Origin of the sequence: Kribbella sp. NPDC000426 (assembly GCF_040300265.1) — a bacterium.
GTDB lineage: Bacteria > Actinomycetota > Actinomycetes > Propionibacteriales > Kribbellaceae > Kribbella.
Genome location: NZ_JBEPDK010000013.1, coordinates 108,956 through 132,101, shown reverse-complemented (window position 1 = coordinate 132,101; position 23,146 = coordinate 108,956). Strand labels below are relative to the sequence as shown.

At 68.8% G+C, this 23,146-nt stretch carries 23 protein-coding genes and 1 pseudogene; 13 read left to right on the top strand and 11 right to left on the bottom strand.

Annotation, left to right across the window (positions count from 1 at the left end):
- From ABT313_RS43690 to ABT313_RS43660, 7 genes and pseudogenes are all read right to left on the bottom strand, one after another.
- Positions 1-287, bottom strand: a pseudogene (locus tag ABT313_RS43690) (hypothetical protein); the annotation flags it as partial.
- Positions 288-808: 521 nt separating this feature from the next.
- Complete coding sequence (locus ABT313_RS43685) at positions 809-1,546, bottom strand: ABC transporter permease (RefSeq protein ID WP_350866831.1); 738 nt, start codon at positions 1,544-1,546, stop codon at positions 809-811.
- Positions 1,543-2,265, bottom strand: coding sequence for an ABC transporter ATP-binding protein (locus ABT313_RS43680; RefSeq protein ID WP_350866829.1), 723 nt, complete (start codon positions 2,263-2,265; stop codon positions 1,543-1,545). The genes ABT313_RS43685 and ABT313_RS43680 overlap by 4 nt, the downstream gene beginning before the upstream one ends.
- 46 nt (positions 2,266-2,311) lie before the next feature.
- Positions 2,312-2,881, bottom strand: a complete 570-nt coding sequence (locus tag ABT313_RS43675; protein ID WP_350866828.1) for an HDIG domain-containing metalloprotein — start codon at positions 2,879-2,881, stop codon at positions 2,312-2,314.
- Positions 2,881-3,471, bottom strand: a complete 591-nt coding sequence (locus ABT313_RS43670; protein WP_350866826.1) for a TetR/AcrR family transcriptional regulator — start codon at positions 3,469-3,471, stop codon at positions 2,881-2,883. The genes ABT313_RS43675 and ABT313_RS43670 overlap by 1 nt, the downstream gene beginning before the upstream one ends.
- Positions 3,468-4,322, bottom strand: coding sequence for a sugar phosphate isomerase/epimerase family protein (locus ABT313_RS43665; RefSeq protein ID WP_350866825.1), 855 nt, complete (start codon positions 4,320-4,322; stop codon positions 3,468-3,470). Before ABT313_RS43665 ends, ABT313_RS43670 begins: the two co-directional genes overlap by 4 nt.
- Before the next feature lie 4 nt (positions 4,323-4,326).
- Positions 4,327-5,238 (bottom strand): Ppx/GppA family phosphatase, encoded by a 912-nt coding sequence (locus ABT313_RS43660; protein WP_502884073.1) that lies wholly within the window; start codon positions 5,236-5,238, stop codon positions 4,327-4,329.
- Positions 5,239-5,345: 107 nt separating this feature from the next.
- Here ABT313_RS43660 and ABT313_RS43655 point away from each other — a divergent pair, with 107 nt between their 5' ends.
- Positions 5,346-6,086 carry a DUF3109 family protein gene (locus ABT313_RS43655; RefSeq protein WP_350866821.1) on the top strand — a complete coding sequence of 247 codons (741 nt, stop codon included), beginning with the start codon at positions 5,346-5,348 and terminating at the stop codon, positions 6,084-6,086.
- On the opposite strand, the gene ABT313_RS43650 is transcribed toward ABT313_RS43655, so the two are convergent.
- Positions 6,079-7,029 (bottom strand): NAD-dependent epimerase/dehydratase family protein, encoded by a 951-nt coding sequence (locus ABT313_RS43650; protein WP_350866819.1) that lies wholly within the window; start codon positions 7,027-7,029, stop codon positions 6,079-6,081. The genes ABT313_RS43655 and ABT313_RS43650 overlap by 8 nt on opposite strands.
- A gap of 65 nt (positions 7,030-7,094) precedes the next feature.
- Between ABT313_RS43650 and ABT313_RS43645 the strand changes: the two genes are divergently transcribed.
- The 3 genes from ABT313_RS43645 to ABT313_RS43635 are packed head-to-tail and all read left to right on the top strand — an operon-like array spanning position 7,095 to position 8,606.
- The gene (locus ABT313_RS43645; RefSeq protein WP_350866817.1) at positions 7,095-7,727 is read left to right on the top strand and encodes a VOC family protein; all 633 of its coding nucleotides are present in this window, start codon (positions 7,095-7,097) and stop codon (positions 7,725-7,727) included.
- Between the two features lie 56 nt (positions 7,728-7,783).
- A complete protein-coding gene (locus tag ABT313_RS43640; protein WP_350866815.1) occupies positions 7,784-8,140 on the top strand; it encodes an ArsR/SmtB family transcription factor in 357 nt (118 codons plus the stop codon).
- On the top strand, positions 8,127-8,606 hold the full coding sequence (locus ABT313_RS43635; protein ID WP_350866814.1) for an SRPBCC family protein: 480 nt from the start codon (positions 8,127-8,129) through the stop codon (positions 8,604-8,606). The genes ABT313_RS43640 and ABT313_RS43635 overlap by 14 nt, the downstream gene beginning before the upstream one ends.
- Here the strand turns inward: ABT313_RS43635 and ABT313_RS43630 are convergent.
- Both ABT313_RS43630 and ABT313_RS43625 read right to left on the bottom strand, forming a co-directional pair.
- A complete protein-coding gene (locus ABT313_RS43630) occupies positions 8,603-10,021 on the bottom strand; it encodes a WS/DGAT/MGAT family O-acyltransferase (protein ID WP_350866812.1) in 1,419 nt (472 codons plus the stop codon). The genes ABT313_RS43635 and ABT313_RS43630 overlap by 4 nt on opposite strands.
- A 106-nt stretch (positions 10,022-10,127) precedes the next feature.
- Positions 10,128-11,558, bottom strand: coding sequence for a beta-N-acetylhexosaminidase (locus ABT313_RS43625; RefSeq protein WP_350866810.1), 1,431 nt, complete (start codon positions 11,556-11,558; stop codon positions 10,128-10,130).
- 86 nt (positions 11,559-11,644) lie between these two features.
- Here ABT313_RS43625 and ABT313_RS43620 point away from each other — a divergent pair, with 86 nt between their 5' ends.
- Positions 11,645-12,844, top strand: coding sequence for an MFS transporter (locus ABT313_RS43620; RefSeq protein ID WP_350866809.1), 1,200 nt, complete (start codon positions 11,645-11,647; stop codon positions 12,842-12,844).
- Here the strand turns inward: ABT313_RS43620 and ABT313_RS43615 are convergent.
- A complete protein-coding gene (locus tag ABT313_RS43615) occupies positions 12,815-13,702 on the bottom strand; it encodes a GNAT family N-acetyltransferase (protein WP_350866807.1) in 888 nt (295 codons plus the stop codon). The two genes, ABT313_RS43620 and ABT313_RS43615, sit on opposite strands and share 30 nt — an antisense overlap.
- A gap of 44 nt (positions 13,703-13,746) precedes the next feature.
- Between ABT313_RS43615 and ABT313_RS43610 the strand changes: the two genes are divergently transcribed.
- The 8 genes from ABT313_RS43610 to disA all read left to right on the top strand — a co-directional run bounded on the left by ABT313_RS43610 (position 13,747) and on the right by disA (position 23,104).
- A complete protein-coding gene (locus ABT313_RS43610; protein WP_350866805.1) occupies positions 13,747-14,442 on the top strand; it encodes a class I SAM-dependent methyltransferase in 696 nt (231 codons plus the stop codon).
- Positions 14,443-14,496: 54 nt separating this feature from the next.
- Entirely contained in the window at positions 14,497-15,048 is a 552-nt protein-coding gene (locus ABT313_RS43605) for a P-loop NTPase family protein (RefSeq protein WP_350866803.1), read from the top strand.
- Positions 15,038-16,285 carry an ABC transporter substrate-binding protein gene (locus ABT313_RS43600; RefSeq protein WP_350866801.1) on the top strand — a complete coding sequence of 416 codons (1,248 nt, stop codon included), beginning with the start codon at positions 15,038-15,040 and terminating at the stop codon, positions 16,283-16,285. The genes ABT313_RS43605 and ABT313_RS43600 overlap by 11 nt, the downstream gene beginning before the upstream one ends.
- The gene (locus ABT313_RS43595) at positions 16,285-18,057 is read left to right on the top strand and encodes an ABC transporter permease (RefSeq protein WP_350866799.1); all 1,773 of its coding nucleotides are present in this window, start codon (positions 16,285-16,287) and stop codon (positions 18,055-18,057) included. The genes ABT313_RS43600 and ABT313_RS43595 overlap by 1 nt, the downstream gene beginning before the upstream one ends.
- Complete coding sequence (locus tag ABT313_RS43590; protein WP_350866797.1) at positions 18,054-19,337, top strand: tetratricopeptide repeat protein; 1,284 nt, start codon at positions 18,054-18,056, stop codon at positions 19,335-19,337. The genes ABT313_RS43595 and ABT313_RS43590 overlap by 4 nt, the downstream gene beginning before the upstream one ends.
- A 10-nt stretch (positions 19,338-19,347) precedes the next feature.
- Complete coding sequence (gene radA, locus ABT313_RS43585) at positions 19,348-20,748, top strand: DNA repair protein RadA (protein ID WP_350866796.1); 1,401 nt, start codon at positions 19,348-19,350, stop codon at positions 20,746-20,748.
- Between the two features lie 142 nt (positions 20,749-20,890).
- Positions 20,891-21,829, top strand: a complete 939-nt coding sequence (locus tag ABT313_RS43580) for a beta-ketoacyl-ACP synthase III (RefSeq protein WP_350866794.1) — start codon at positions 20,891-20,893, stop codon at positions 21,827-21,829.
- A gap of 180 nt (positions 21,830-22,009) precedes the next feature.
- On the top strand, positions 22,010-23,104 hold the full coding sequence (gene disA / locus ABT313_RS43575) for a DNA integrity scanning diadenylate cyclase DisA (protein WP_350866793.1): 1,095 nt from the start codon (positions 22,010-22,012) through the stop codon (positions 23,102-23,104).
- Positions 23,105-23,146: the final 42 nt, after the last annotated feature.

Sequence of the window (23,146 nt, the reverse complement as noted above, 5' to 3'; positions counted from 1 at the left end):
GCGACCATCGGCGAGATGCCGAGCACGACACCGAACTCGGCGATCGCGAACTCCGCGAGCTCCGGGCAACCGTCACCGCCGAGCACCACGGCCCGTTCGCGGCCGTCGGCTGACCGGTGGCCGGGGCGGATCGGGCGGGTGCTGCAGGTGGAGGGGTGGTGGCGGTCGGCGTAGATCTGGGCGTGCTGCAGCAGTCGCGTGTCGGCCTGGTTGGCCGTGGCGCGGTGTTCGGCGGCGGACTCGAGTAGGTCGGCCGTCGACAGCTGCTCCAGATCCGTGTCGAACATGTGTTCGATTCTACCTGCTCAAGATCGGTCCGCCAAATCGGCGAGTCGCCGGAATCCCTTATTTACAAGCCGAACCGGCATGCCAATTAGTTGTCGCGGTCGGGTTGCGTGGTCGAGGCCGTCTGCGCGAGGAACGGATGGTCGCGGCATGAGTGGCGGCTTCGCCTGGGCACGGCGCATTGCCGTGCAGCGTCCGGGAACTGCAGCCCTTCACGAACTGGCGATGGAGCAGGTCGCTGTGCTGGCAGGGATCGTGCTTACGCCCCCCAGCAGGCACAAGCCGAGGGCCGGCGGGCGCGCGGGTTGCAACTTGGATTCCTCGAGCATAGAGGGCGATGCCTGGCCTGAGGCTCTAAGCAGAACAGCAAACTGACAGGTGGCCGCTGGTAGCTCCAGCTTCCCCATGACGGTGAGTCGATCTGCTGAGGCCACGCGACGAACCTCCGGCTGCGCACGAAGCCTGCCACCAATCTCAATTCCTCTTTCCTTCTATTCCTTCGGCGCCGAGACTGGCCGTGGCCTTAAGCGGTGCGGCGTTTGAGGGTGGCGGCTCCTAGGGCCAGGGCTACCAGGACGAAGGCGAGGACGATGAGGGCGTCGCCGCCTGCTCCGCTGGTTAGGCCGTTGCCTTGGGTGACGCTGATGACGGCGTCGACGGCGTAGGAGAGTGGGAGTACGTCGCTGATGGCGTGCAGGACCGTGGGCAATTGGTCGCGCGGGACGAGCAGGCCGCACAGCAGGATCTGCGGGATCATCACGGCCGGCATCATCTGGACAGCTTGGAACTCGGTGGCCGCGAACGCACTGGCAAACAGGCCGAGCGCCGCACCGAGGACGCCGTCCAGGACTGCGACCACGCCGAGCTGCCACGCGTCGCCCTGGATGTTCAGATCCAAGAGATACAAGGCGATCGAGACGACGACGAGGGCTTGAACGACGGCGATCAATGCAAATGCGAGCGCGTACCCGAGCAGGAAGTCGAGTTTCGCCATCGGCATCGTGAAGAGCCGCGACAGCGTCCCGCTCGACCGTTCGCGCAGCGTCGCGACCGACGTGACGACGAACATGATGATCGACGGGAACACCGCGAGCAGCGGCCCGCCGATCCGGTCGAACGTGCCCGGCGAGTCATGGAACATCCACCACATCAGACTGACCAGCAGGGCCGGCAGCACGATGAGCATCGCCACCGTGCGGTGGTCTCGCCGCAACTGGGCGAGCACCCGAGCCGCAACCGCAAACGTCACCCGCGGACTCATCGCGCACCTGCTTTCCGGTCGATCAGGGTGAGGAACGCCTGCTCGATGTCATCGGTGCCGACCGAGTCGAGCAGTGCCTGAGGAGTGTCGTCGGCGAGCAGGTCGCCGTCGCGCATCAGCAGGAGCCGGTCGCAGCGCGAGGCCTCGTCCATCACGTGGCTCGAGACCAGCAACGTGGCACCGTCGTCGGCGAGCTTGTGGAACAGCTGCCAGAGGTCGCGGCGTAGCACGGGGTCCAGACCGACCGTTGGTTCGTCCAACACCAGCAGCTCCGGACTGCCGAGCAGCGCAGCGGCCAGGGACGCACGGGAGCGTTGACCGCCGGACAGCCGGTCCACGCGGGCATCGGCATGACTCGTCAGGTCGACGGCCTCGATCACGCGCGCCACGTCGGACGACGCGACACCGAGGACAGCGGCGAAGAAGCGGAGGTTCTCCGTGACGGTGAGATCGCCGTACACACTCGGTTCCTGGGTCACGTACCCGATCCGGCCGCGCAGCTTGGACGCGCCGGCGGGCATCCCGAGCACGGACACATCGCCGGTCACCCGCGCCTGCAGGCCGACGATCGCCCGGATCAGCGTCGTCTTGCCGCAGCCAGAAGGCCCGAGCAGTCCGGTCACGGTTCCGGCCCGGAGGTCGAAACCGACCCCGTGCAGCACCTCACGGTCGCCGCGGACGACGACGACCTCACGGCAACTCACCGCGTTTTTCATCATATGATGAATTTAGCGCGGACGACGTCCCTTGGCAACAACAACCTCGTCAGATGACGGCGTACCCAGTGGTGGCGCTCAGCGCGCTCAGCTCGGGGTCGCCGTACGTCGAGCGCAGCGCCGCGAAGCGCAGCACCTTGTCCGGCCCGAACCGCGCGACGTCCGCGGCGTACGTGTCGCCGGACATGAACACCGGCGGCGTTCGCTTGCTGTGGAACTTGTCCGCGTACAGGACCAGCTCCTCCTCCGGCGTCCGCGGCAGGTAGTCGTCGACCGGGATCGGCAGCGCCTGGCGTACGACGTCGTCCCGTGTGATCCCGACTCCGGTGTGACACGAAGCGAATCGGCAGATCTCGACCGGAAAACCCAACGAGGCAAGGAGTTCGTGCCCGAGTACGCCGTGCCGGACGTAAGCCGACGACCCGAGCCGATAGACCCCGATGTCATGCAGCAGCGCGCCGGCCCGCACCAGATCGGTGTCCACATCGAGCGCGGCGAAGAACTGCGAGGCGATCGAACACACCAGTTGACAGTGCTCGAACACGATCTCGAAAGCGTCCACACCAGGCGCGTACTCGCGATGCAGCGCACGGATCTCGGCGTCGGTCGGGATCTGCATCAGCCGCTGATGTACTGCTGGATCGCCGGAGCCATCCGGTCGACGAGCGTACTCAGGTCCGCGCTCGCCACCGGTTCGAGCTCGACGACGTAGCGGGTGAGCGCCATCCCGATCAGGTGGCCGGCGATCAGACCGACGCGGAGCAGGGCATCGGGGGCGTCGAGCAGCTGCGAGACCGGCTGCAGGATCATGCTCGTCATACCCTCGCGCATCAGCCGGGCGACATCGTCGCTGGTGACGACGCTGCGGAGCATCGCCTTCATCCGCTGCTGGCCTTCGTCGGACTCCCAGACGCCGAGGAAGATCGTCACGATCCGCCGGCCGAGCTCGTCGCGCGGACCGTCGAGGATCCGGGCGGCCACCTGCCGCGGGTCGAGCGGCAGCGCCATCGCCTGGACGAACAGCTCTTCCTTGCTGTCGAAGTAGTGGTGTACCAGGGCCGCGTCGACCTCGGCCTGCCGCGCGACCGCACGGATCGAGGTGGCCCCGAATCCCTTGTCCGCAAAGGATTCCCGGGCGGCTTGCAGGATCTCTCCCCGGGTGTCCGGTCCGCCGGGGCGGCGTCCCGGCGTACGTCGGGGAGCGGTCACGGCGTCAGCTCCGAGATCTCACCTTCCGGGGTGACCGCGAACGACGTACGGCGCGAGGTGGACCGGACGAAGTGCTTGCGGGTGAACTCGAGAGACTCGACCAGGTCGACCTCCCGCTCGGAGCGGCTGGTCGCACGGCGGGTGTTGATCTCGATGATGATGTGCCCGCGGAAGTCCTGGTTCGCGAGCGTGCCGAGCAGGTCCGCCGCGCGCTGCGTCCCGCGGCCCGGGACCAGATGCTCGTCCTTCGCGGAGCCCGTCCCGTCGGTCAGGTGGACGTGGGTGAGGCTCTGGCCCATCGTCGCGGCCAGCTCGACGCAGTCCTGCTCGGCCGTCGACGCGTGCGACAGGTCGAGGGTGGTGTGCGCGTAGGTCTGCTCGGTCGGGTCCCAACTCGGCGCGTACGCCTGCAGGTCCCGGCCGGGCGCACGCCACGGGTACATGTTCTCGACCGCCAGCGTCACCCCGGTCTCGGCCTCCAGCCGGGCGATCCCCTCGACGAACCCGCGCGCGTAGTCCCGCTGCCAGCGGAACGGCGGATGTACGACGACCACGTCCGCGCCGAGCTCCTTCGCGGCCTCGGCGCTGCGCTCGAGCTTGCTCCACGGGTCGGTCCCCCAGACCCGTTGCATGATCAGCAGCGTCGGCGCGTGCAGCGCGAGCACGGGGAGCTGGTGGTAGTCGACGAGTCGCTTGATCGCGTCGATCTGGGTGCTGAGCGGGTCGATCCCGATCATCACCTCGACGCCGTCGTACCCGAGCCGGGCGGCGAGCTCGAAACCGCTCGCCGTCGACTCCGGGTAGACGGAGGCTGTGGACAGACCGATCTTCGCGGTTGTGCGGGGGTTCATTGGTTCACCGGGGTTGCAGCTGGTCGAGCCGGGACAAGATGACGCCCTCGCGGAGGGCCCACGGGCAGACCTCGAGTGCGGGCAGGTCGAACAGATCCATCACGGCGTCCGCGACCAGTGCGCCGGCAACCAGCTGCGACGAGCGGCTGGCCGATACACCGGGCAACGCGGCTCGCTCGGCGGCGGTCATCTTGGTCAGCTTCGGGATCCAGTCGCTCAGGTCGTCCCGGTTCAGCGTCCGGGCCACGTAGGGGCCGTCGGCGGACGGCGCAGCCCCGGCGATCCGGGCCAGCGAGCGGAAGGTCTTGCTCGTGGCCACCGACCGCTGCGGCCGGCCGGCCCGCAGTACGGGACCTGCGACAGCCGCCATCTCCAGCCGGACCCGCCGCCGCAGCGCACGGACCTGCTCCTTGTCCGGCGGGTCCGCGGTCAGGGCCTCGCGGGTCAGTCGGCCGGCGCCGAGCTGGACCGATACCGCCACGGTCGGCTGCTCGTCGGATCCGGCCGCGATCTCCAGCGACCCGCCGCCGATGTCGAACACCGCCAGCCGGCCGGAGGACCAGCCGAACCAACGCCGTACGGCGAGGAACGTCAGCCGCGCCTCGTCGTCGCCGGTCAGGACCTCGAGGTCCACGCCGGTCTCGGACCGGACCCGGTCCAGCACCTTCTCGCCGTTCGGGGCTTCACGCAGCGCGGAGGTCGCGAACGCGAGCAGCGACTCGCAGCCCTTGTCCTCGGCCAGCTCGACCGCTTCCTTGGTGAACGCGACCAGCCCGTCGGCACCGGACTCGGCGATCTTGCCGTCCTTGTCCAGGTGCTCGGCCAGCCGCAGCTCGGTCTTGTGCGAGTACGCCGGAAGCGGCGCGGCACCGCGATGTGCGTCCACCACGAGCAGGTGGACGGTGTTTGATCCCACGTCTAGAACGCCGAGCCGCATTCCCCCACGCTACTGGACGGGCGGAGTAACGGCGGGTCGGGAGTCGGGGTTCACGCTTGGGGACCGAAGGCGCGTACGCTTTCTGAGTGCCTGAGGTTTCTCTCGATTTCCCCCGTGCCTGGGTCGAGTTCATCGACCCCGACGACTCCGACCAGGTCTTCCGCTGCGACCTGACCTGGTTGACGTCCAACTGGACCTGCATCTTCGGCGGCGGCTGCCAGGGGATCTACAAGGGCCGGCCGAACGACGGCTGTTGCACGCTCGGCGCGCACTTCTCCGACTCCGACGACGAGAAGCGGGTGAAGAAGTGGGTCAAGGAGCTCGGCAAGGAGGACTGGCAGTTCCGTAAGGAGGGCCGGGCCAACGGCTGGGTGGAGACCGACGACGAAGGTGAGCGCAAGACCCGGGTCTGGGACGGCGCCTGCATCTTCCTGAACCGTCCGGGCTTCGAGGGCGGCGCGGGCTGCGCGCTGCACGGGCTGGCGCTCAAGCGCGACATCCACTTCGTCGAGACCAAGCCCGACGTCTGCTGGCAGTTGCCGATCCGGCGCACCTTCCGCGAGGTCGAGCGCCCCGACGGCACGACGTACACCGAGGTCGGCATCGGTGAGTACGACCGGCGCGGCTGGGGCCCGGGCGGGCACGACCTCGACTGGTACTGCACCGGCAACACCGAGGCGCACATCGGCGTCGAGGCGGTCTTCGAGTCGAGCAAGGTCGAGCTGCAGACCCTGATGGGTCCCAAGGCGTACGACGTCCTCGCGGAGATGTGCCGTCAGCACCTGGAGGCAGCGCGTCCGCTGCTGCCCCACCCGGCGTCTAAGTGATCTTGCCGTTCTCGACCAGCCAGTCGATGCCGGCCATCGCGGCCTCGACGGCGGAGTAGCGCGGCCGGAAGCCGAGCATGCGTTCGGCCTTCGCCATCGAGCAGTTGGGACTGTGCAGGACGTGGTCCCACGTCGCCTGGCCGTCCTGCTCCGACAGCTGCTCGCGGAGCCGGTCGATCGGCACGAAGTCGAGCTGCGCGTCGTAGCCGAACCGGTCGGCCACGGCCTCGGCGTACCCGCGGAGGGTGACGGCGTCGCTCGCCACCGCGTGGAAGCTCTCGCCGATCGCGGTCGCCCGGCTGGCGATCGCGGCCAGGAAGACGCCGGCCACGTCGTCGGCGTGGACGGGGTTCAGGGTTTCGAGCCCGAGATTCGGGATCTGTACGTCGGCGCCCTTGGCGAAGCGCTGGTAGACGTCAAGGTTGAAGTTGCCGGCCGGGTTGACCGGGGTCCAGCCGGGACCGCAGATGTGGCCGGGGTGGACGATCGTGACCGGGAACTGGTCGCGGCGCGCCTTGGTGAGCAAGTACTCCTCGATCGCGGCCTTCTGGATGCCATAGTCGCCGAACGGTCGCCTCGGCACGTCCTCGCGGGTCGGGACGACCATGCTCGGACCGTGCACCCAGACCGTGCCGCAGTGCAGCAGGTGCTGGACCTTGCCCTCGAGCGCCTCGACCAGCTGGCGCGCGCTGTCCTCGGTGAAGCAGATCAGGTCGACGACGATGTCCGGCTCGAGCCCGACGATGCGGCTGCCGAACGTGCCGTCCGCGTCTTCCGCGGCCCGGTCGACCTGCAGGAAGGTGACGTTCCGCCAGGTGCCGTCCGAGTGGTACGGCGTACGTTCGCCGCGACTGAGCACCGTGACCTGATGACCGAGGCGAACCAGCGCCGGGACCAGGTAGGTGCCGATATGACCAGTTCCTCCGATGACCACGGTGCGCATGACGTAGAGCCTAACGACACACCCCTGTACGGCGATTGTCGGTGGGGGACGCAACAATGACTGGCATGCGTCTGGATCATCTGTCGTACGCGTGCGGGCCCGAGGGGTGCCGTGCGACCGTCGAGCGGTTGTCCGCGCTGCTCGGAGCGGAGTTCGTCGACGGCGGGGTGCACCCGCGCTTCGGCACGGTGAACCACATCCTCCCGCTGGAGAACGACCGCTACATCGAGGTCGTCGACGTCCTGGACCATCCGGCGTCCGACAAGGCTCCGTTCGGTCAGGCGGTGCGCGCCCGCAAGGAGCTCGGCGGTGGCTGGCTGGGCTGGGTGGTCGCCGTCCGCGACATGGAGCGGATGGAGCAGCGCCTCGGCCGGCAGTCGGTTCCAGGCAACCGGCACCGGCCCGACGGGGTCAACCTGACCTGGCGGCAGATCGGCGTGAAGGGTCTGATCGCGGACCCACAGCTGCCGTTCTTCATCCACTGGGACGACCTCGGTGAGCACCCGTCGGTCGGCGGCAAGGGCATCAAACTGACCGCCCTCGAGATCGCGGGCGACCCGGTCCGCGTCACCGACTGGATCGGTCACCCGGCCGACCACCTGCTGAACGACCTCGACGTCGCCTGGGTCGGCCCCAACGGCCAGCCCGGCCTCAACGCCGCCATCTTCGACACCCCGAACGGGATCGTTCGCCTTTAGCTCAAACCCCCGGTCGCTCTTGACCGGGGGTTTTCTCCGGCCTAACGTACAACCAAATGGTTGTAGATGAGGTTCTGACAGATCGGTTGCTGCACGCGTTGGCGGATGCGACGCGGCGCGACATCGTGCGGCGGTGCCTGGGTGAGGCGGCATCGGTGTCCCGGTTGGCCGACGTGTATCCGATGAGCTTCGCCGCGGTGCAGAAGCACGTCGCCGTCCTGGAGCGGGCCGGCCTGGTGAGCAAGGAACGACGCGGGAGGGAGCAGCTCGTGCGCAGCGAGATCGACGCCGTACGGCGGGCCCGGGAGGCGCTGGACCAGCTCGAGGCGACCTGGCGCGGACGGATCGAGCGGATGTCCGATCTGTTGGCCGAAGACGAAGGAGATGGAACCCATGGGCGTGACCAGCATTGACAAGGATTTCGAGGCGTTGACCCTGACCCTGGTGGCGGACTTCGACGCGTCCACCGACAAGGTCTGGGAGCTGTGGGCCGACCCGCGCAAGCTCGAGCGATGGTGGGGGCCGCCGACGCATCCGGCGACGATGGTCGATCACGACCTGACGCCGGGCGGCCGGGTGTTCTACTACATGACCGGCCCGGAGGGCGAGAAGTTCCACGGCCTGTGGCAGTTCCTCGCGGTGGATCCGCCGAAGTCGCTCGAGTTCGTCGACTCGTTCGCGAATGCTGACGGGGAGATCGACGACGTCCTCCCGCCGTACATCGCGCATGTGGAGCTGACGGCGTCCGACGGCGGCACCCGGATGGAACTACGCGCTTCGTTCGACACCCGCGAACAGATGGATCAGCTGCTCGGCATTCAGATGGACGTCGGCATGCAGCAGGCCATGTCGCAGATCGACGCCCTGCTCGCCGGCTAGTGGATGTTCTCGAGGTCTGCCAGTGAGTCTTCGAGGTGGCCGAGCATGCGTTGCAGGTGCGGGACGGTGCGGCGGTCGCCGATCAGGCCGAAGTGGAGCTGGTGGTCGTAGCTGGTGACGCTGATGTTCAGCGCCTGACCGTTGAGCACGATGCTCGCCGGGTACATCCCGAGCAGCCGCGACCGGTTCCAGTACAGCGGGCTCTCGGTGGGGCCCGGCACGTTCGAGATCACGACGTTGTACGGCGGCCTCGTACGGCCTGCCACGCCCGGGAGTACTGCGGCCGGGCCGGCGACGCCGAAGCCGAGGGCGCCGACGATCAGGCTCTGCAGCGGGCTGAGCCCGGACAGCACGCTCTTGCCGTGGGCGGTCGAGGACATGATGCGTCGGATCCGGCGTTCGGGGTCGGGCAGGTCGGTGGCGAGGTCGGCGATGAGTGTGGCCAGCGAGTTGCCGCCGCCGGGTGCGCCGTCGCGGTCGCGCAGGGAGACCGGGATCATCGCCGTCAGCGCCCTGTCGGGAAGGGCGTCCTGCTCGATCAGGTAGTTGCGTAGGGCGCCTGAACACATCGCCAGCAGTACGTCGTTCAGCGTCGCGCCGGTGATCGCGCGGACCTTCTCCAACCGCTCGAGCGGCCATGACTGCGCCGCGAACCGCCGCGCGCCCGTCACGGGCTGGTTGAAGATCGTCTTCGGCGCCTGGAACGGCATCGTCGCCTGCAGCAGCCCCTTCAACCCGACCGGAGTCAGTCCGGCGAGTTCCGCCAGCAGTCGGCCGGCGCCCAGTGTCCGAACGGGCAGGCGTCCAACGGCCGCAAACAGCTCCGCCGCGGTCGGCATCCCGGGGGCAGTTCCCGCCCCGACGAAGCCTTGGCCTGCTAGGGCGTAGGTCGCGGGCATGTCTGTTCTGTTCGGGTCTGTGGTGAGCGTGTCCTGCATCCAGCGGAGTGCGGTGACGCCGTCGATCATCGAGTGGTGGATCTTGCTGTAGATCGCGAACCGGCGGCCCTCGACGCCTTCGATCAGGTGCATCTCCCACAGCGGGCGGTGACGGTCCAGGAGCGTTCCGTGCAGCCGGCTGGTGAGTTCGAACAGCTCCCGGTAGCGCCCCGGGCGGGGTAGCGCGGACAGCCGGACGTGGTACTCGAGGTCGATGTCCGGATCCCGTTCCCAGGACCAGTAGCCGAGGTCCTGCGGCCGGTTGCGCACCCGCCGTTCGAACAAGGGATTGACCGACGGCGCCGCGAGCATGTCGTGGTACAGCCGGGAGACGAAGTCCCGCGAGCTCTCCGGGAACACGTTGTCCCGCCCGGCGCCCTCCGGCAGCTCGAACAACATCAACCCGCCGACGTGCATCGGCTGCTCCCGAGTCTCGCCACCCAGGAACATCGCGTCCAGCGGCCCCACGACGGTCATGAACCTCTCCGCTTCCCGACCCGGCCTCCTGTCGGTTCATCGTTTGCCAGATAAGGCCGGGTCGTCTACCCCTGCTAACAGGGATTACGGAGATTTAGTTATCCCCTCAGCTATCGAGTGGGCGGTAGTTCACGCCGAGCTTCTCGATCCGGGCCAGGTGCGGGCGCAGCCGGCCGAGGAACTCGTCGTACGAGACCTTCTCCGAGCCCCAGGCGCGCTCGGCGAACGCGGACAGCCGCGGTAGCAGCATGTAACCGACCTGCTCCGGGCCTTCCATGTACTCGGTCCAGATCTGGCACTGGGTGCCGACGATCAGCGCCTTCTGCTCGTCGGTCAGCGACTCCGGGATCACCTCGAAGTCGTACACCTTCTCCAGCGGAATGAAGTTGCCGATGGCAAGCGGTTCGGTGGCCGGGTCGCCCTGGTAGTAGTCGAAGTACACCGACTCGCACGGCGCCATCACGGTCTCGTGACCGGCCTTGACCGAGATCTCGCCGCGCTCCGCGCTCCGCCACGCCATGATCACGGCGTCGTCCGGGCAGTCGGTGTCGACCATCTCGTCCCAGCCGACCAGCCGCCGGTTCTGCTCGGCCAGCACCTCCGCGACCTGCGCGGTGAACCAGCCCTGCAGCTGACCCGGCTCGGTCAGCCCCAGCTCGGCCTGGCGCTTCTGCGCCGCCTCGGACTCGGCCCACTGCACCGACGGGCACTCGTCGCCGCCGAGGTGGATGTACGGCGACGGGAAGATGTCCAGCACCTCCCGCAGCACGGTCTTCACGAACTCGACCGTCGCGTCGTTGACGTTCAGCACGTCCTCGCTGATGCCCCAGTACTGACGGACCGTCAACTGCTGGTCCGGGTGGTTCCCCAGCTCCGGGTACGCCGTGATCGCGGCCTGCATGTGCCCCGGCAGGTCGATCTCCGGTACGACGGTGATCCCGCGATCGGCGGCGTACGCGACGATCTCGCGGAGGTCGTCCTTGGTGTAGAACCCGCCGTGCCGGACGCCGTCGTACTCGAACTCCTTCTGGCCGCGGGTCATCTTGCCGACCATCGTCTCGGCCCGCCACCCGCCGATCTCGGTGAGCTTCGGGTACGCCTCGATCTCGACCCGCCAGCCCTGGTCGTCGGTGAGGTGGAAGTGCAGCACGTTCAGCCGGTGCAGGGCGAGTACGTCGATGATCCTGAGGACGAACTCCTTCGGCATGAAGTGCCGGGCGACATCGAGCATCATCCCGCGCCAGGCGAACCTGGGCGCGTCCGCGATCCGCGCCAGCGGGACCGCGACCTTGCCGGTCTCGTCGGTCGGCTCGGCCGCCTCGATCAGCTGCGCGTACGTCGTCTCCGCGTGCCGGAGCGCGTCCTCGGAGCCGGCCGTGAGGCGGGCGCCGTCGGGGCTGACGTCGATGCGGTACTCGTTCGGTTCGAGATTCTCGACCACGTCGCGAACCGCCTCGCCGACCGGATCGGCGGTGATCCACCGGCCCTCGTCGACGGTGAGTTCTCGCGGGGCAGGGACGATCGCGATGTCGGACATCCGGACTCCAAGGAAGCGCGGCTCGAATTATGTCGGGACGATCCTATAATCACCTTCCCCGTCAGGTTTCATGAGAGGGTTTGCCCGTGACCAGCGAGCAGCAGCGGACGACCCTACGCGTGCTGGTCGCCAGCAACGCCCTCGGCGGAGTCGCGACCGCCAGCGGCTTCGCAGTTGCCGCTCTCCTGGCCGAGAACGTCTCGGGTTCGACGTCCCTGGCCGGACTGGTAGCCACCTCGACCACGCTGGGCGCCGCCGCTCTCGCCGTACCGCTGGCAGGCCTCGCTCGCTCACACGGCCGTCGGGTCTCGCTGAGCCTCGGATACCTGATCGCGTTCGTGGGAGCGGCGCTGACGATCGTGGCGGCACAGATCGGCTCGCTCGCACTGCTGCTTGCTGCCGGCTGCCTCTTCGGCAGCGGCTCGGCCTCCAACCTGCAGTCGCGGTACGCCGCTACCGACGCCGCCGAGCCCAGCCGCGTCGCCCGCTCGCTCGGGCTGGTCGTCTGGGCCACCACGATCGGCGTCATCGTCGGACCGAACCTGACCGGTGTCGGCGGTTCGGTCGGCACGTCGCTCGGCATCCTGGCGTTGGCCGGGCCGTACGTCTTCTCGGTCGTCGCCTTCGGCCTCAGCGCAGCCACTGTCTGGGTGGGCATGCGGAGCCAGGTGAGACCGATGCGGGTGGAGCGTCAGCCGCTGGCCGAGACGTTCCGGCAGGTCATGGCCATTCCGCATGCACGCCTGGGGCTGCTGGCGATCGCGACTGCGCACGCGGTGATGGTCGGGGTCATGTCGATGACGTCAGTGCACCTGCGGCACCACGGCGCATCTCTCACCATCGTGGGCTTCGTCATCAGCGGACATGTCGCCGGCATGTACGCGCTGTCCCCGGTGACCGGCTGGCTGGCCGACCGGCTCGGCCGCATCCCCACGATCGGCATCGGCCTCGGCATCCTGGCGATCGCGATGACACTGGCCGCTGTCGCGCCGGACGATGCGCATGCGTTGACCGGACTCGCGCTTTTCACGCTGGGCCTGGGCTGGTCCGCCTGTCTGGTCGCCGGGTCGACTCTGCTGTCCCGGTCCGTGCCGGACGGCATCCGCACGTCGGCCCAGGGCCTGTCCGACCTGACCATGGGCGTCCTGGCTTCCCTTTCGGGCACAGCTGCCGGTCCGGTCCTCGCCCACCTCGGCTTCCACTGGCTGGCGGTCTTCTGCGGGCTGCTCCTGATCCCGGCCGCCCTGGCAGCTGCACTAACCAAGCAGCAGATGCAGAGTGCGTGAACCCGGCCGAAAGCCGATGCTCTGGTACAGCGCCCGCGCCTGCGGGTACCCGTCATCACCTCGCGGACAGACGACCGCCCTGGTCCCACCTGCCTCCCGCAGCGCATGCAGTGCAGCCAGGTTGACTGCTGCACCGAGCCCGCGCCGCCGGTACTCCGGACTGCAGCCGACAGGCTCGACCAATCCGACCTGGTGCTGCTCGTCCAGCCAGATCAGTGCTGAGGCGACGAACTCTCCGGCCTCGTTCTCCACCACCCAATCCAGCTCGGGCCGGTAGGGCCAGGTCGTCATCACTGCGGACATGTCCTCGTCGGTCACCTTTGACGGTCCCAGGTCGGACCACGCCGCCCGGTGCGCAGCAGCCCGCTTCGCCACCTCGTCCTGCTGAACGTGTCGCAACGTCAGGCCCTCGGGCACGACAGGTTCGGCCAGCGCGTCCAGCGAGATCCAGTGATGAGTGAAGTACGGTGCATTGTCGTCACGCTCGAAGCCGGCCGACTCCAGCGCAGCCAGCAGGTGCTTCTCGGTCTCCAGTACTCCGGCCGCCAACTGCGGACCGTCTGCTGTCGCCTGGAACCACTCGACGACCGTAGCGGCGACTTCGGGCTGGTCCGGATCGACGGTCATCAGCAGGTGGCTCGGCTGCTCCAGCCATCCCCAGGCCACGACCTCGTCGCCGTCACGCCATACCGCCGTACGCCAACTGTCCGCGGACCTGCGGGCATTCACGCTGCGCTCCCAGGCGACGTCGCCGAGGTGCAGCCGGGATGCCGGACTCCAGGTCCGCTGGATGAGTTCCTGCATGTCGCTGAGGCCGTCGGGGCCGGCGTACTCGGTCATCTGCACGGAGCGCAGCATCGCAGTGGAGGGTGGCCGGCTCAACTGCATTAGGCTCGAACGTCGTGAGCATCGCGGAGGGCGGGATCCCCAGTCCCAACATCTGGCACCACCCGAAGGTGTACGAGATCGAGAACCGGGCCGTCGATCCGGACGGCGTGATCGAGCCGGCGATGCGGGCGATCCGGGACTGGGCCGGCGCGACAGTGCTCGACATCGGTTGCGGTACCGGGTTCCACCTGCCGAAGTTCGCCGCGACTGCCGGGCGGGTCATCGGCGTGGAGCCGCACGGCGCGCTGGCGGACGCGGCCCGTCGACGTACGCAGGCGTTGCCGAACGTCGAAGTACGGCAGGGTACGGCGCAGCGCCTGCCGGTGCCGGACTCGTCGGTCGACGTGATGCACGCGCGCTGGGCGTATTTCTTCGGACCGGGCTGTGAACCCGGGCTGGCCGAGCTGGACCGGGTGATGCGCCATGGCGGGACGGCGTTCGTGATCGACAACGACGGCAGCCGGTCGACGTTCGGCAGCTGGTTCAGCGCGTCGTACCCGATGATCAAGCCGGCCGAGGTGGAGCGCTTCTGGACCGACCGCGGCTGGCACCGGACGCCGCTGGACATGGGCTGGCGGTTCGAATCGCGGCAGGACTTCGAGGCCGTGGTGAAGATCGAGTTCACGCCGAAGGACGCCAAGCGGATCATCGCCTCGCATGTCGGCTCCGAGGTCGACTACGCCGTCAACCTGTGGAGCAAGAGCTTCTAGCGACACTCTCTGTGGTCTGCAGAGCGACCTTCAGTACTCATAGGGTTGACAGGGATGGACGGTCTGCTGCTCGAACGCGTACCGGGGCTGCCGGAGCGGCTCCGGATCGACGTAGGTGAGCAGCGCGCGGTCGTCGTACCGCATGCCGCCGACCGTCGCCTGGTAGCCGACGTACTGACCGGGCTGGAGGACCCGCCGCCCGGTGCGGTCGTGCTGAAGGGCGGACCGGTCCGGCTGGTACCGGCCGAAGGCGGACTGCTCCCCCACCTGACCGTCCTCGGCAATGTGATGCACGGCCATCGCACCACGCACCAGGTCACCAAACAGGCCGCCCGGGACGAGAGCCTGGTCAAGGTCATCGGCTGCGGCCTTGAGGATGTCCAGGACCGCTACCCGCACGAGATCACCCCGGGTCGTCGCCGGCTGGCCGGAGTGGCCCGGGCACTCGGCGCATATCCGCGGGCGATCGTGCTGGAGGACGCGACCGGCCTGCCTACGTGGGGATCGCTCCTGTCGATCCGTCCCAACCCTGACCTCGCCTCGGTCGCACTGCTGCTGATCACGACCAGCGCGACACGCATCACCGGGTTCGACGATGCCGAGTAGCCGCAGAGCGTTCCTCGGCGCTGCAGGAGCGCTGTTGCTCACCGGGTGTTCGAGTGACGTGCTGGGACTGCGGCGGGCCGTCCGGGTGGCCGTCAGCTGGAGTGGGCAGGAGCTACGCGCGTTCCACAAGGTCCTCGACGGTCTGGGAACACTCGGCTACCCGGTCGAAGTCGTACCGCTCGGCGACGACATCTCCACCGCGTTCGGTGCACGCTCCACCCGACGCCCGGACATCGTCATGCTCCCGCAGCCCGGACTCGTCCCACGTCATCTCGACGACCTCGAGCCGATGCCCGACGACCTGGCCCCACTCGGGCGGGCCCGGCTGTGGAACGAGCTCCTGACACACGACGGGACGACGTACGGCGTGCCGTTCAAGACTGCGCACAAGTCAGCGGTCTGGTACCGGCCCTCGGTGTTCGAGCAGGTCGGCGTCCAACCGCCACGGCTGTGGTCGGAGTGGCTGACGCTGAACCGGACGCTGACCCAGGCGGGCATCACACCGTTGTCGCTGGCGGCAGGTGACGGCTGGGTGCTCACCGACTTCCTGGAGAACGTGCTGCTCGGTATCGCGCCCAGCGTCTACGTAGGACTCGCGACCGCCGCTGACCCGCGCCCATCGCAGCAGCCGCAGTTCGCCGCGGCACTGCGGTTGCTGGGGAGCATGTGGTCGGCGCCTGGCGTGCTGGCGGGCGGAGTGAAGGAGTCGCTGGTCCAGCAGTTCCCGGATGCGCTGATCGAGGTGTTCGGCCATCGCAGAGCGGCCATGGTGCTGGCGTCGGACTTCGCCGAGCCGGTTGTGCGCTCGTTTGCCGCGGACCCCAATGACATCGGTCTGTTCACCTTCCCGCCGATGGGTCCGGGAACTGCCGCACCTGTGGTCGTCGGTGGCGACGTCATGGTGCTGCCGAAGCCGACCAGGGACGACGCCCTAGACCTGGTACGCCGTCTGTCCCGGCCGAGCGCTGCTGACCCGTGGATCAAGGAGGGCGGGTTCCTGGTCGACGGACGGGTCTCCGGGTACACCCCTGAGCTCACCCGCCTTGCCGTCCAGCTGACCAAGCCCGGTGAGCAACTCCAGTTCGACCTGTCCGACCAGCTCGGCCGGCTCGGCGACATCAACGGGCTATGGCGCGTACTGACCGACTTCCTGATCCAGATCGGCGGTCGCGAGGCGGCCGTACCAGGGGCTGTGGACGACGCGATCGACGAGATGCGCACGGTGGAGGAGAGCTGATGGGGCTGCACACCAACGGCTTGTCCCTCGAGATCGTCGGCCGTGAGATCACCGGTCGCCCGGTCCCCGGCAAACCGCGCCGCCCGGCCGGACCGTATCTGCTGGGGCTGCCGGCGTTACTGCTCAGCTGTCTGCTGCTGGTGCCGATCGGAGTGACCGTAGTCGCGGCGTTCCGGACGCCGGACGGGTTCGGGTTCGGCAACTTCGCAGTGATGACCGACCAGGGCGCATTGCGGGCCGTTGGCAACAGTCTGCTCTGGGTGCTGGTTGCGTTCGGGATCGTCGTGGTCGGGTTCTTCCTTGCTCTGTTGAGTTATCGGCTGCCCGCGGTGACGACGTTCCTGCAGCCGGCACTGGTCATTCCGTTCGCAGTGTCGGTGCTGGTGTCCGGAGCGACGTTCCGGTTGCTCTTCGACCCGACACCGGAGCGTGGAACAGTCACGGCGGTCTGGACCCGACTGTTCGGTTCAAGTCCGGTGTGGCTCGGCCCTGGTCTGTTCTGGCTCGTGCTGGTGTCCGCGTTCGGCTGGACCTGGCTGGGGTACGTCGTGTCGCTGTTCCGCGCCGGTCTGGACGCGATACCCGACGACGTGGCCAGAACCCTTACTGCAGAAGGCGTTCGGGGCTGGCGGCGTCTGCGTGCGCTGGAGATTCCGTTGCTCCGGCCGATCGCCGGCGTGGTCACGCTGACCGTGGTCATCGCTGCAGTGCGGGTCTTCGACCTCATCTTGATCGTCGTACCGGGGTCGATGCAGCGGTCCGCCGACGTACTCGGGCTGAACTGGTGGCGGGCGACGACCAGTGGTGACGACACGGGACGTACGGCGGCGCTCGGCGTCGTGCTGTTCGCAATCGTCGCCGCAGTGGGGCTGATCGGCGTACGGGGCTTGCGTCGGCGGCGGTGGGCGATGCCGGTGACCGTAGTACGGCCGGAGCCGTCACTGGGGCGTCCGAAGCCTCGCCGGTCCGTACGGCGGTTCGGGTGGCTCATCGGGCTCGCAGTGGCGCTGGTGTGGATCTTCCCAGCCGTAGTACTCGTCCTCACCGCGCTGCACTCCCCTGCGGAGGCCGGTGTGCGTGGCTGGTGGTCAGCGTCGGGACTCGGTTTCTCCTCCTTCGCTGCAGCGGCGAATGTGGGGTTGCTCCGGGCTCTGCTGTCCACGCTGATCATCGCCAGCGCCGCTACCGCCGTACTGCTCGTGATCGCCGTACCGACGGCCTATCTGGTCGCGTGGGGCGGTCTGCCGGTGCGCGTCGGCCGGACTGTCATGGCGGTGTTCGTAGTACTCGCAGTGACACCAGTGCAGATGTACGCCGCTCCGCTGCGCGACGCGATCGACGCAGCCGGACTGGCCGGCTCCCGGATCGCACTAGCACTCGTGCACGCGGCAGCAGGTCTCCCGTTCGCAGTGCTGCTGCTGCGGTCCGCATTCGCGTCTGCCCCACCCGCGTTGGTGTCCGAGGCTTTGCAAGGCCCAGTGCGGCAGAGCGCCGTACTGGCGACTGTGCAGCGAACGTACCGACCCGCACTGATCGCTGTCGCGGTGCTGGAGTTCGCGCTGGTGTGGAACGACTTCATCGTCGGGTTCCTGATCAGCGGCCCCGGTACGACGCCGTTGTCGCTCGTGCTGTGGGGTGAAGCGCGGCAGTTCTCCGCGTCGAGCGGGCCGGTCGCAGCCGCGGCCGTCGTCGCGTCGATCGTTCCAGTGGTCCTGATGCTGTCGTTCTGGCGGACCGTCGTGCGCGGGCTGACGACGGGAAGCCGGCCATGAGCGATGACGTGGAGAAGGAGCAGGAGTCGCGGCAGACGCCTGGCTTCGGTTTCGTCATCGGCACTGTGGCGTCCGCACTGCTGACAGGGCTCGCGTCGGAGATGCTCAACCAGAGCCTCGACAGCGGCGGCTGGGTGCAGTGGATCGGCCTTGGCGTGACCGTGCTGCTCGGAGCGATCACGATCATCCAGTACGGCCCGGCGATCCGGCGTTCCTGGCGGCACAGCGGCGAGAGCGCTCCAGAGCTGCATGCGACCGCCGAGGAGGCCGAGCAGTGGATGATCGCGCTCGGATCCCACGCCGGCGGCATGGCGGCCGCGGAGTGGTACGCCTTGCACGAGGAGTGGCTCCGCGAACTGCTGATGGCCGAGAAGCCGCACGTCGACACCATCGACGACTTCGCCCGCATCTGCGACGCCCTCGAGGCCTGGTACGTACGACGTGCCGATCCGGATGCGCTGCTCCAGCTCAGCGACCTGCTGAGTGCCGCAGCCGAGGTGTGCGGCCGCCGTGATCTGGCCGAGCTCGCTGCGGCACGCGCGGCAACGGCGTACCGGATGCTGGGTGACCTGGACACGGCCAGCACCCGGCTGGGCATCTCCGACAACATCGCGACTCACAACCGCACTGCAGCCGCGATGACGACGCGTCGGCAGGTCGAGCGAGCCCTGTTGTCCCTGGCCCGCGCGGACCGGTCACCGGCAGGGAACGACCGCGAAGAGGCAGTGCTCAACGCGCGCGACCGGCTGGATGAGGCACGACTCAGACGACCCGGTCCGGACCTCGCGGCCGATGTGGCGATCGCCGTCAATCTCGCCGTCGTACACCTGTACCAGCAGGACGCCGAGGGTGCGCTGGACCACCTGCGACCCGCCGTCGCCCGGGCCACCGCAGCAGGCGATCTGAGCGGTCAGGCGCACGCGCTCGAGCTGATGGGCGTCGCCGCGTGGATGCAACGCAATCCGCACGAGGCCGTCAGCCGCTGGGATCACGCCGCCCACCTGTACGCCGAGATCGACGAACGCGAAGGCCACGCCCGCTGCCTGCAACACCTCGGCTCCGCTGAGGTCACCGCCGGCCGCCTGAGCGCCGGACTAGAACTGCTCGAACAGAGCGCACTGCTCCGGACGTCGGAGAGCGAGATCCTGACGAAGTACCTCGAAGCCGCCCGACAGACCACGCAGTTGCCGGTCGTCGCCGACGACGTCCCACGCCGTACAACCGGCTGGATGAAGCGGGTCCTCCGGTCGTTGAAGGGATTTGTCGGACGCTCCGTCTAGGTTGGTCCTTATGGCGAAGGCGGCGACGCAGGCGAAGGGGAAGCCCGCATACGCGTGCTCGGAGTGCGGGTGGACCTCGGCGCGCTGGATCGGGCGGTGCGGCGAGTGCCAGGCCTGGGGGACGGTCGCCGAGGTCGGTGCGCCGAAGGCCGCGCGGATCACGGCGGGTCCGGTGTCGTCGCCGGCGATGCCGATCGCGAAGGTGTCCGCGATCGAGGCCGAGTCGCGCCCGACCGGCATCGGCGAGCTCGACCGCGTGCTCGGCGGCGGCGTCGTGCCGGGCGCGGTGATCCTGCTCGCGGGTGAGCCGGGGGTCGGCAAGTCCACCCTGCTGCTGGAGGTCGCGGCGCAGTCCGCACGCGGCGGCCAGCGGACCCTCTACGTTTCCGGCGAGGAGTCGGCTGCTCAGGTGCGGCTGCGCGCCGGCCGCACGGATGCCCTCGTCGACGAGCTGTTCCTTGCCGCCGAGACCGATCTGTCCGCAGTGGTCGGGCAGATCGACGCCGTGGAGCCGGCATTCCTGGTGATCGACTCGGTGCAGACGATGGCGCATCCCGAGGTCGACGGCGCACCGGGTGGCGTGACGCAGGTCCGCGAGGTGACCGGCGCGTTGGTCCGGCTCGCGAAGGAGCGGCACATCGCGGTCGTGCTGGTCGGCCATGTGACCAAGGACGGCGCGATCGCCGGTCCGCGGATGCTCGAGCACCTCGTCGACGTCGTGCTCGCGTTCGACGGCGACCGGCATTCGGGGTTCCGGATGGTGCGCGCGACCAAGAACCGGTTCGGCCCGTCCGACGAGGTCGGCTGCTTCGACATGGTCGACACCGGGATCGTCGAGGTGACCGACCCGACCGGCCTGTTCGTCTCCGAGCACGCCGAGCCCGTCGCCGGGACATGCGTGACGGTGATGATGGAGGGCCGGCGGCCGCTGCTGGCCGAAGTACAGGCGCTGGTCGGGCCGTCCGCGGCACCGCAGCCGCGCCGGACCACGTCCGGGCTGGAGTCCTCGCGGGTCGCGATGGTGCTCGCCGTCCTCGGGAACCGGGCCGGTCTGAAGCTGACCGACAAGGAGGTGTACGTCGCGACCGTCGGCGGCGTCAAGATCACCGAGCCGGTCGCGGACCTGTCCGTCGCGATCGCGGTCGCGTCCTCGGTGATGGACAAGCCGATCCACCCTGGACTGATCGCGATCGGCGAGGTCGGCCTGGCCGGCGAGGTCCGGCGGGTCGGTGGTCTGGAGAAGCGGCTCGCGGAGGCGGCCCGGCTCGGGTTCACCAAGGCGATCGTGCCGGCCGACATCCCGAACCGCAGCAAGGACCTCAAGCCGATGGACATCCAGAAGAAGTACGGCCTGCGTACCTTCGCCGCGCCGGACCTGCCGTCGGCACTGATGGCCGCCGGTCTCGCCTGAGGCTGTGTTCCCCGCCACGTTCGCCGCCACAGGACGGACGGGGGATCAACAGACGCGCGGTCGGGAACGTACTCTGGGGGCGCCCCCACGCCGGGTTCATCGTCGAACCTGGGTATCCCCCGGATGACTGCAGGAGCATCTGATGACCGGATCAAGAGTTGTCGCGCTCGGCCACTACCAGCCGGAACGGGTGCTCACCAACGACGAGCTCGCCACCATGGTCGAGACCAACGACGAGTGGATCCAGAGCCGGGTCGGCATCCGCGAGCGCCGGATCGCGGCCCCGGACGAGTCCGTCGACGAGATGGCCTGGCGGGCCGCCGACAAGGCGATCGCGAACGCCGGCCTGGACGTCGCCGAGATCGACTACGTGGTCGTCGCCACCTGTACGGCGATCGACCGCTCGCCGAACATCGCTGCCCGCGTCGCCGCCCGGCTCGGCCTCGGCAACCCGGCGGCGATCGATCTGAACACCGCCTGCTCCGGGTTCGCGTATGCGCTGGCGACCGCCGACCAGGCGATCCGGGCCGGCGCCGCGACGAAGGCCGTCGTGATCGGCGTCGAGAAGCTCAGCGACTGGACCGACTGGACCGACCGCACCACCTGCGTGCTGATCGGCGACGGCGCCGGCGCGGCGGTAGTGGTCGCCGACGAGGACCCCGGGATCAGCCCGGTCGTTTGGGGTTCGGTGCCGGAGATGTCCGACGCGGTCCGGATCGAGGGGCGCGAGGGCCCGTTCCAGCAGGAGGGCCTGAGCGTCTTCCGCTGGGCCACCACGCAGCTGCCCGAGATCGCCCAGCAGGTCTGCGAGAAGGCCGGGCTGAAGCCCGACGAGCTCGGCGGCGTCGTCCTGCACCAGGCCAACCTGCGCATCATCGAGCCGCTCGCGAAGCGGCTCGGCGCGACCAACGCGGTCGTCGCGAAGGACGTGGTGGAGTCCGGCAACACCTCGGCCGCGAGCATCCCGATCGCGCTGTCGAAACTGGTCGAGAAGCGCGAGATCCCGTCCGGCGCGCCGGTGCTGCTGTTCGGATTCGGCGGCGGCCTGTCGTACGCCGGTCAGGTCATCCGCTGCCCCTGACGCGACAACCGTCGGACCGCGGTCCCGCGTGATCACGCGGGAATCCAGTACTGCACGGTCCGGATGCACGGGCGGGTGCACGCGCAACCGCAACTGCGGACCTCGCGGCAGCGGGTGTGTCCGGCCGGGCGGCAGATATCCGCACAACTGCGTCCGCGTAACCGCATAGACTCAGGTTCCGTGGCACCGAACACGGACAAGAACAGCACCGGCGCCCGCCTGCGTTCGACACTCGCGGCGGTCGCGCCCGGCACCGAACTGCGCGAAGGCCTGGAACGGATCCTGCGCGGCCGGACCGGCGCACTGATCGTGCTCGGTCACGACAAGGCCGTCGACGCGATCTCCACCGGCGGCTTCGAGATCGACGTCGAGTTCACCGCGACCGGACTGCGCGAGCTGAGCAAGATGGACGGCGCGATCGTCCTCGACCGCGACGCGACCCGGCTGATCCAGGCCGCCGTACACCTGATGCCGGACCCGGCGATCGTCACCCAGGAGACCGGCACCCGGCACCGGACCGCCGACCGGGTCGCGCGGCAGACCGGGTTCCCGGTGATCTCGGTCTCGCAGTCGATGCACATCATCGCGCTGTACGTCGACGACCAGCGGTACGTGCTCGAGGACTCCGGCGCGATCCTGTCCCGCGCGAACCAAGCCCTGGCCACCCTCGAGCGCTACAAGCTGCGGCTGGACGAGGTGTCCGGCACGCTGTCCGCGCTCGAGATCGAGGACCTGGTCACGGTCCGCGACGTGGCCGCGGTCGCACAGCGGCTGGAGATGGTCCGCCGGATCGCCACCGAGATCGACGGATACGTCGTCGAGCTCGGCACCGACGGCCGGCTGCTCACGCTGCAGCTCAACGAGCTCGTCGCCGGCGTCGCCGGCGAACGCGAACTGGTCGTCCGGGACTACCTCCCGCCGGCCACGGGGCGCAAGCCCAAGACGGCCGACGACGTACTGCTCGAGCTGGACGCGGTCAGCCCGACGGACCTGCTCGACATCGGCCAGGTCGCCCGCGCGTTGCAGCTCGGCGGCGCCGAGCAGCTCGACGCCGCGGTCACCCCGCGCGGCTACCGGCTGCTGGCCAAGGTGCCGCGCCTGCCGGGTGCGGTCATCGACCGGCTGATCGACCACTTCGGCCACCTACAAAAGTTGCTCGCGGCAAGCATCGACGACCTGCAGACGGTCGAGGGCGTCGGCGAGAACCGGGCCCGCACGGTCCGCGAGGGCCTGTCCCGGCTGGCCGAGTCCAGCATCCTGGAACGCTACGTCTAGCAACTGAACGTCACCAGACGCCTCCGGTTCGTGAAAGAACCG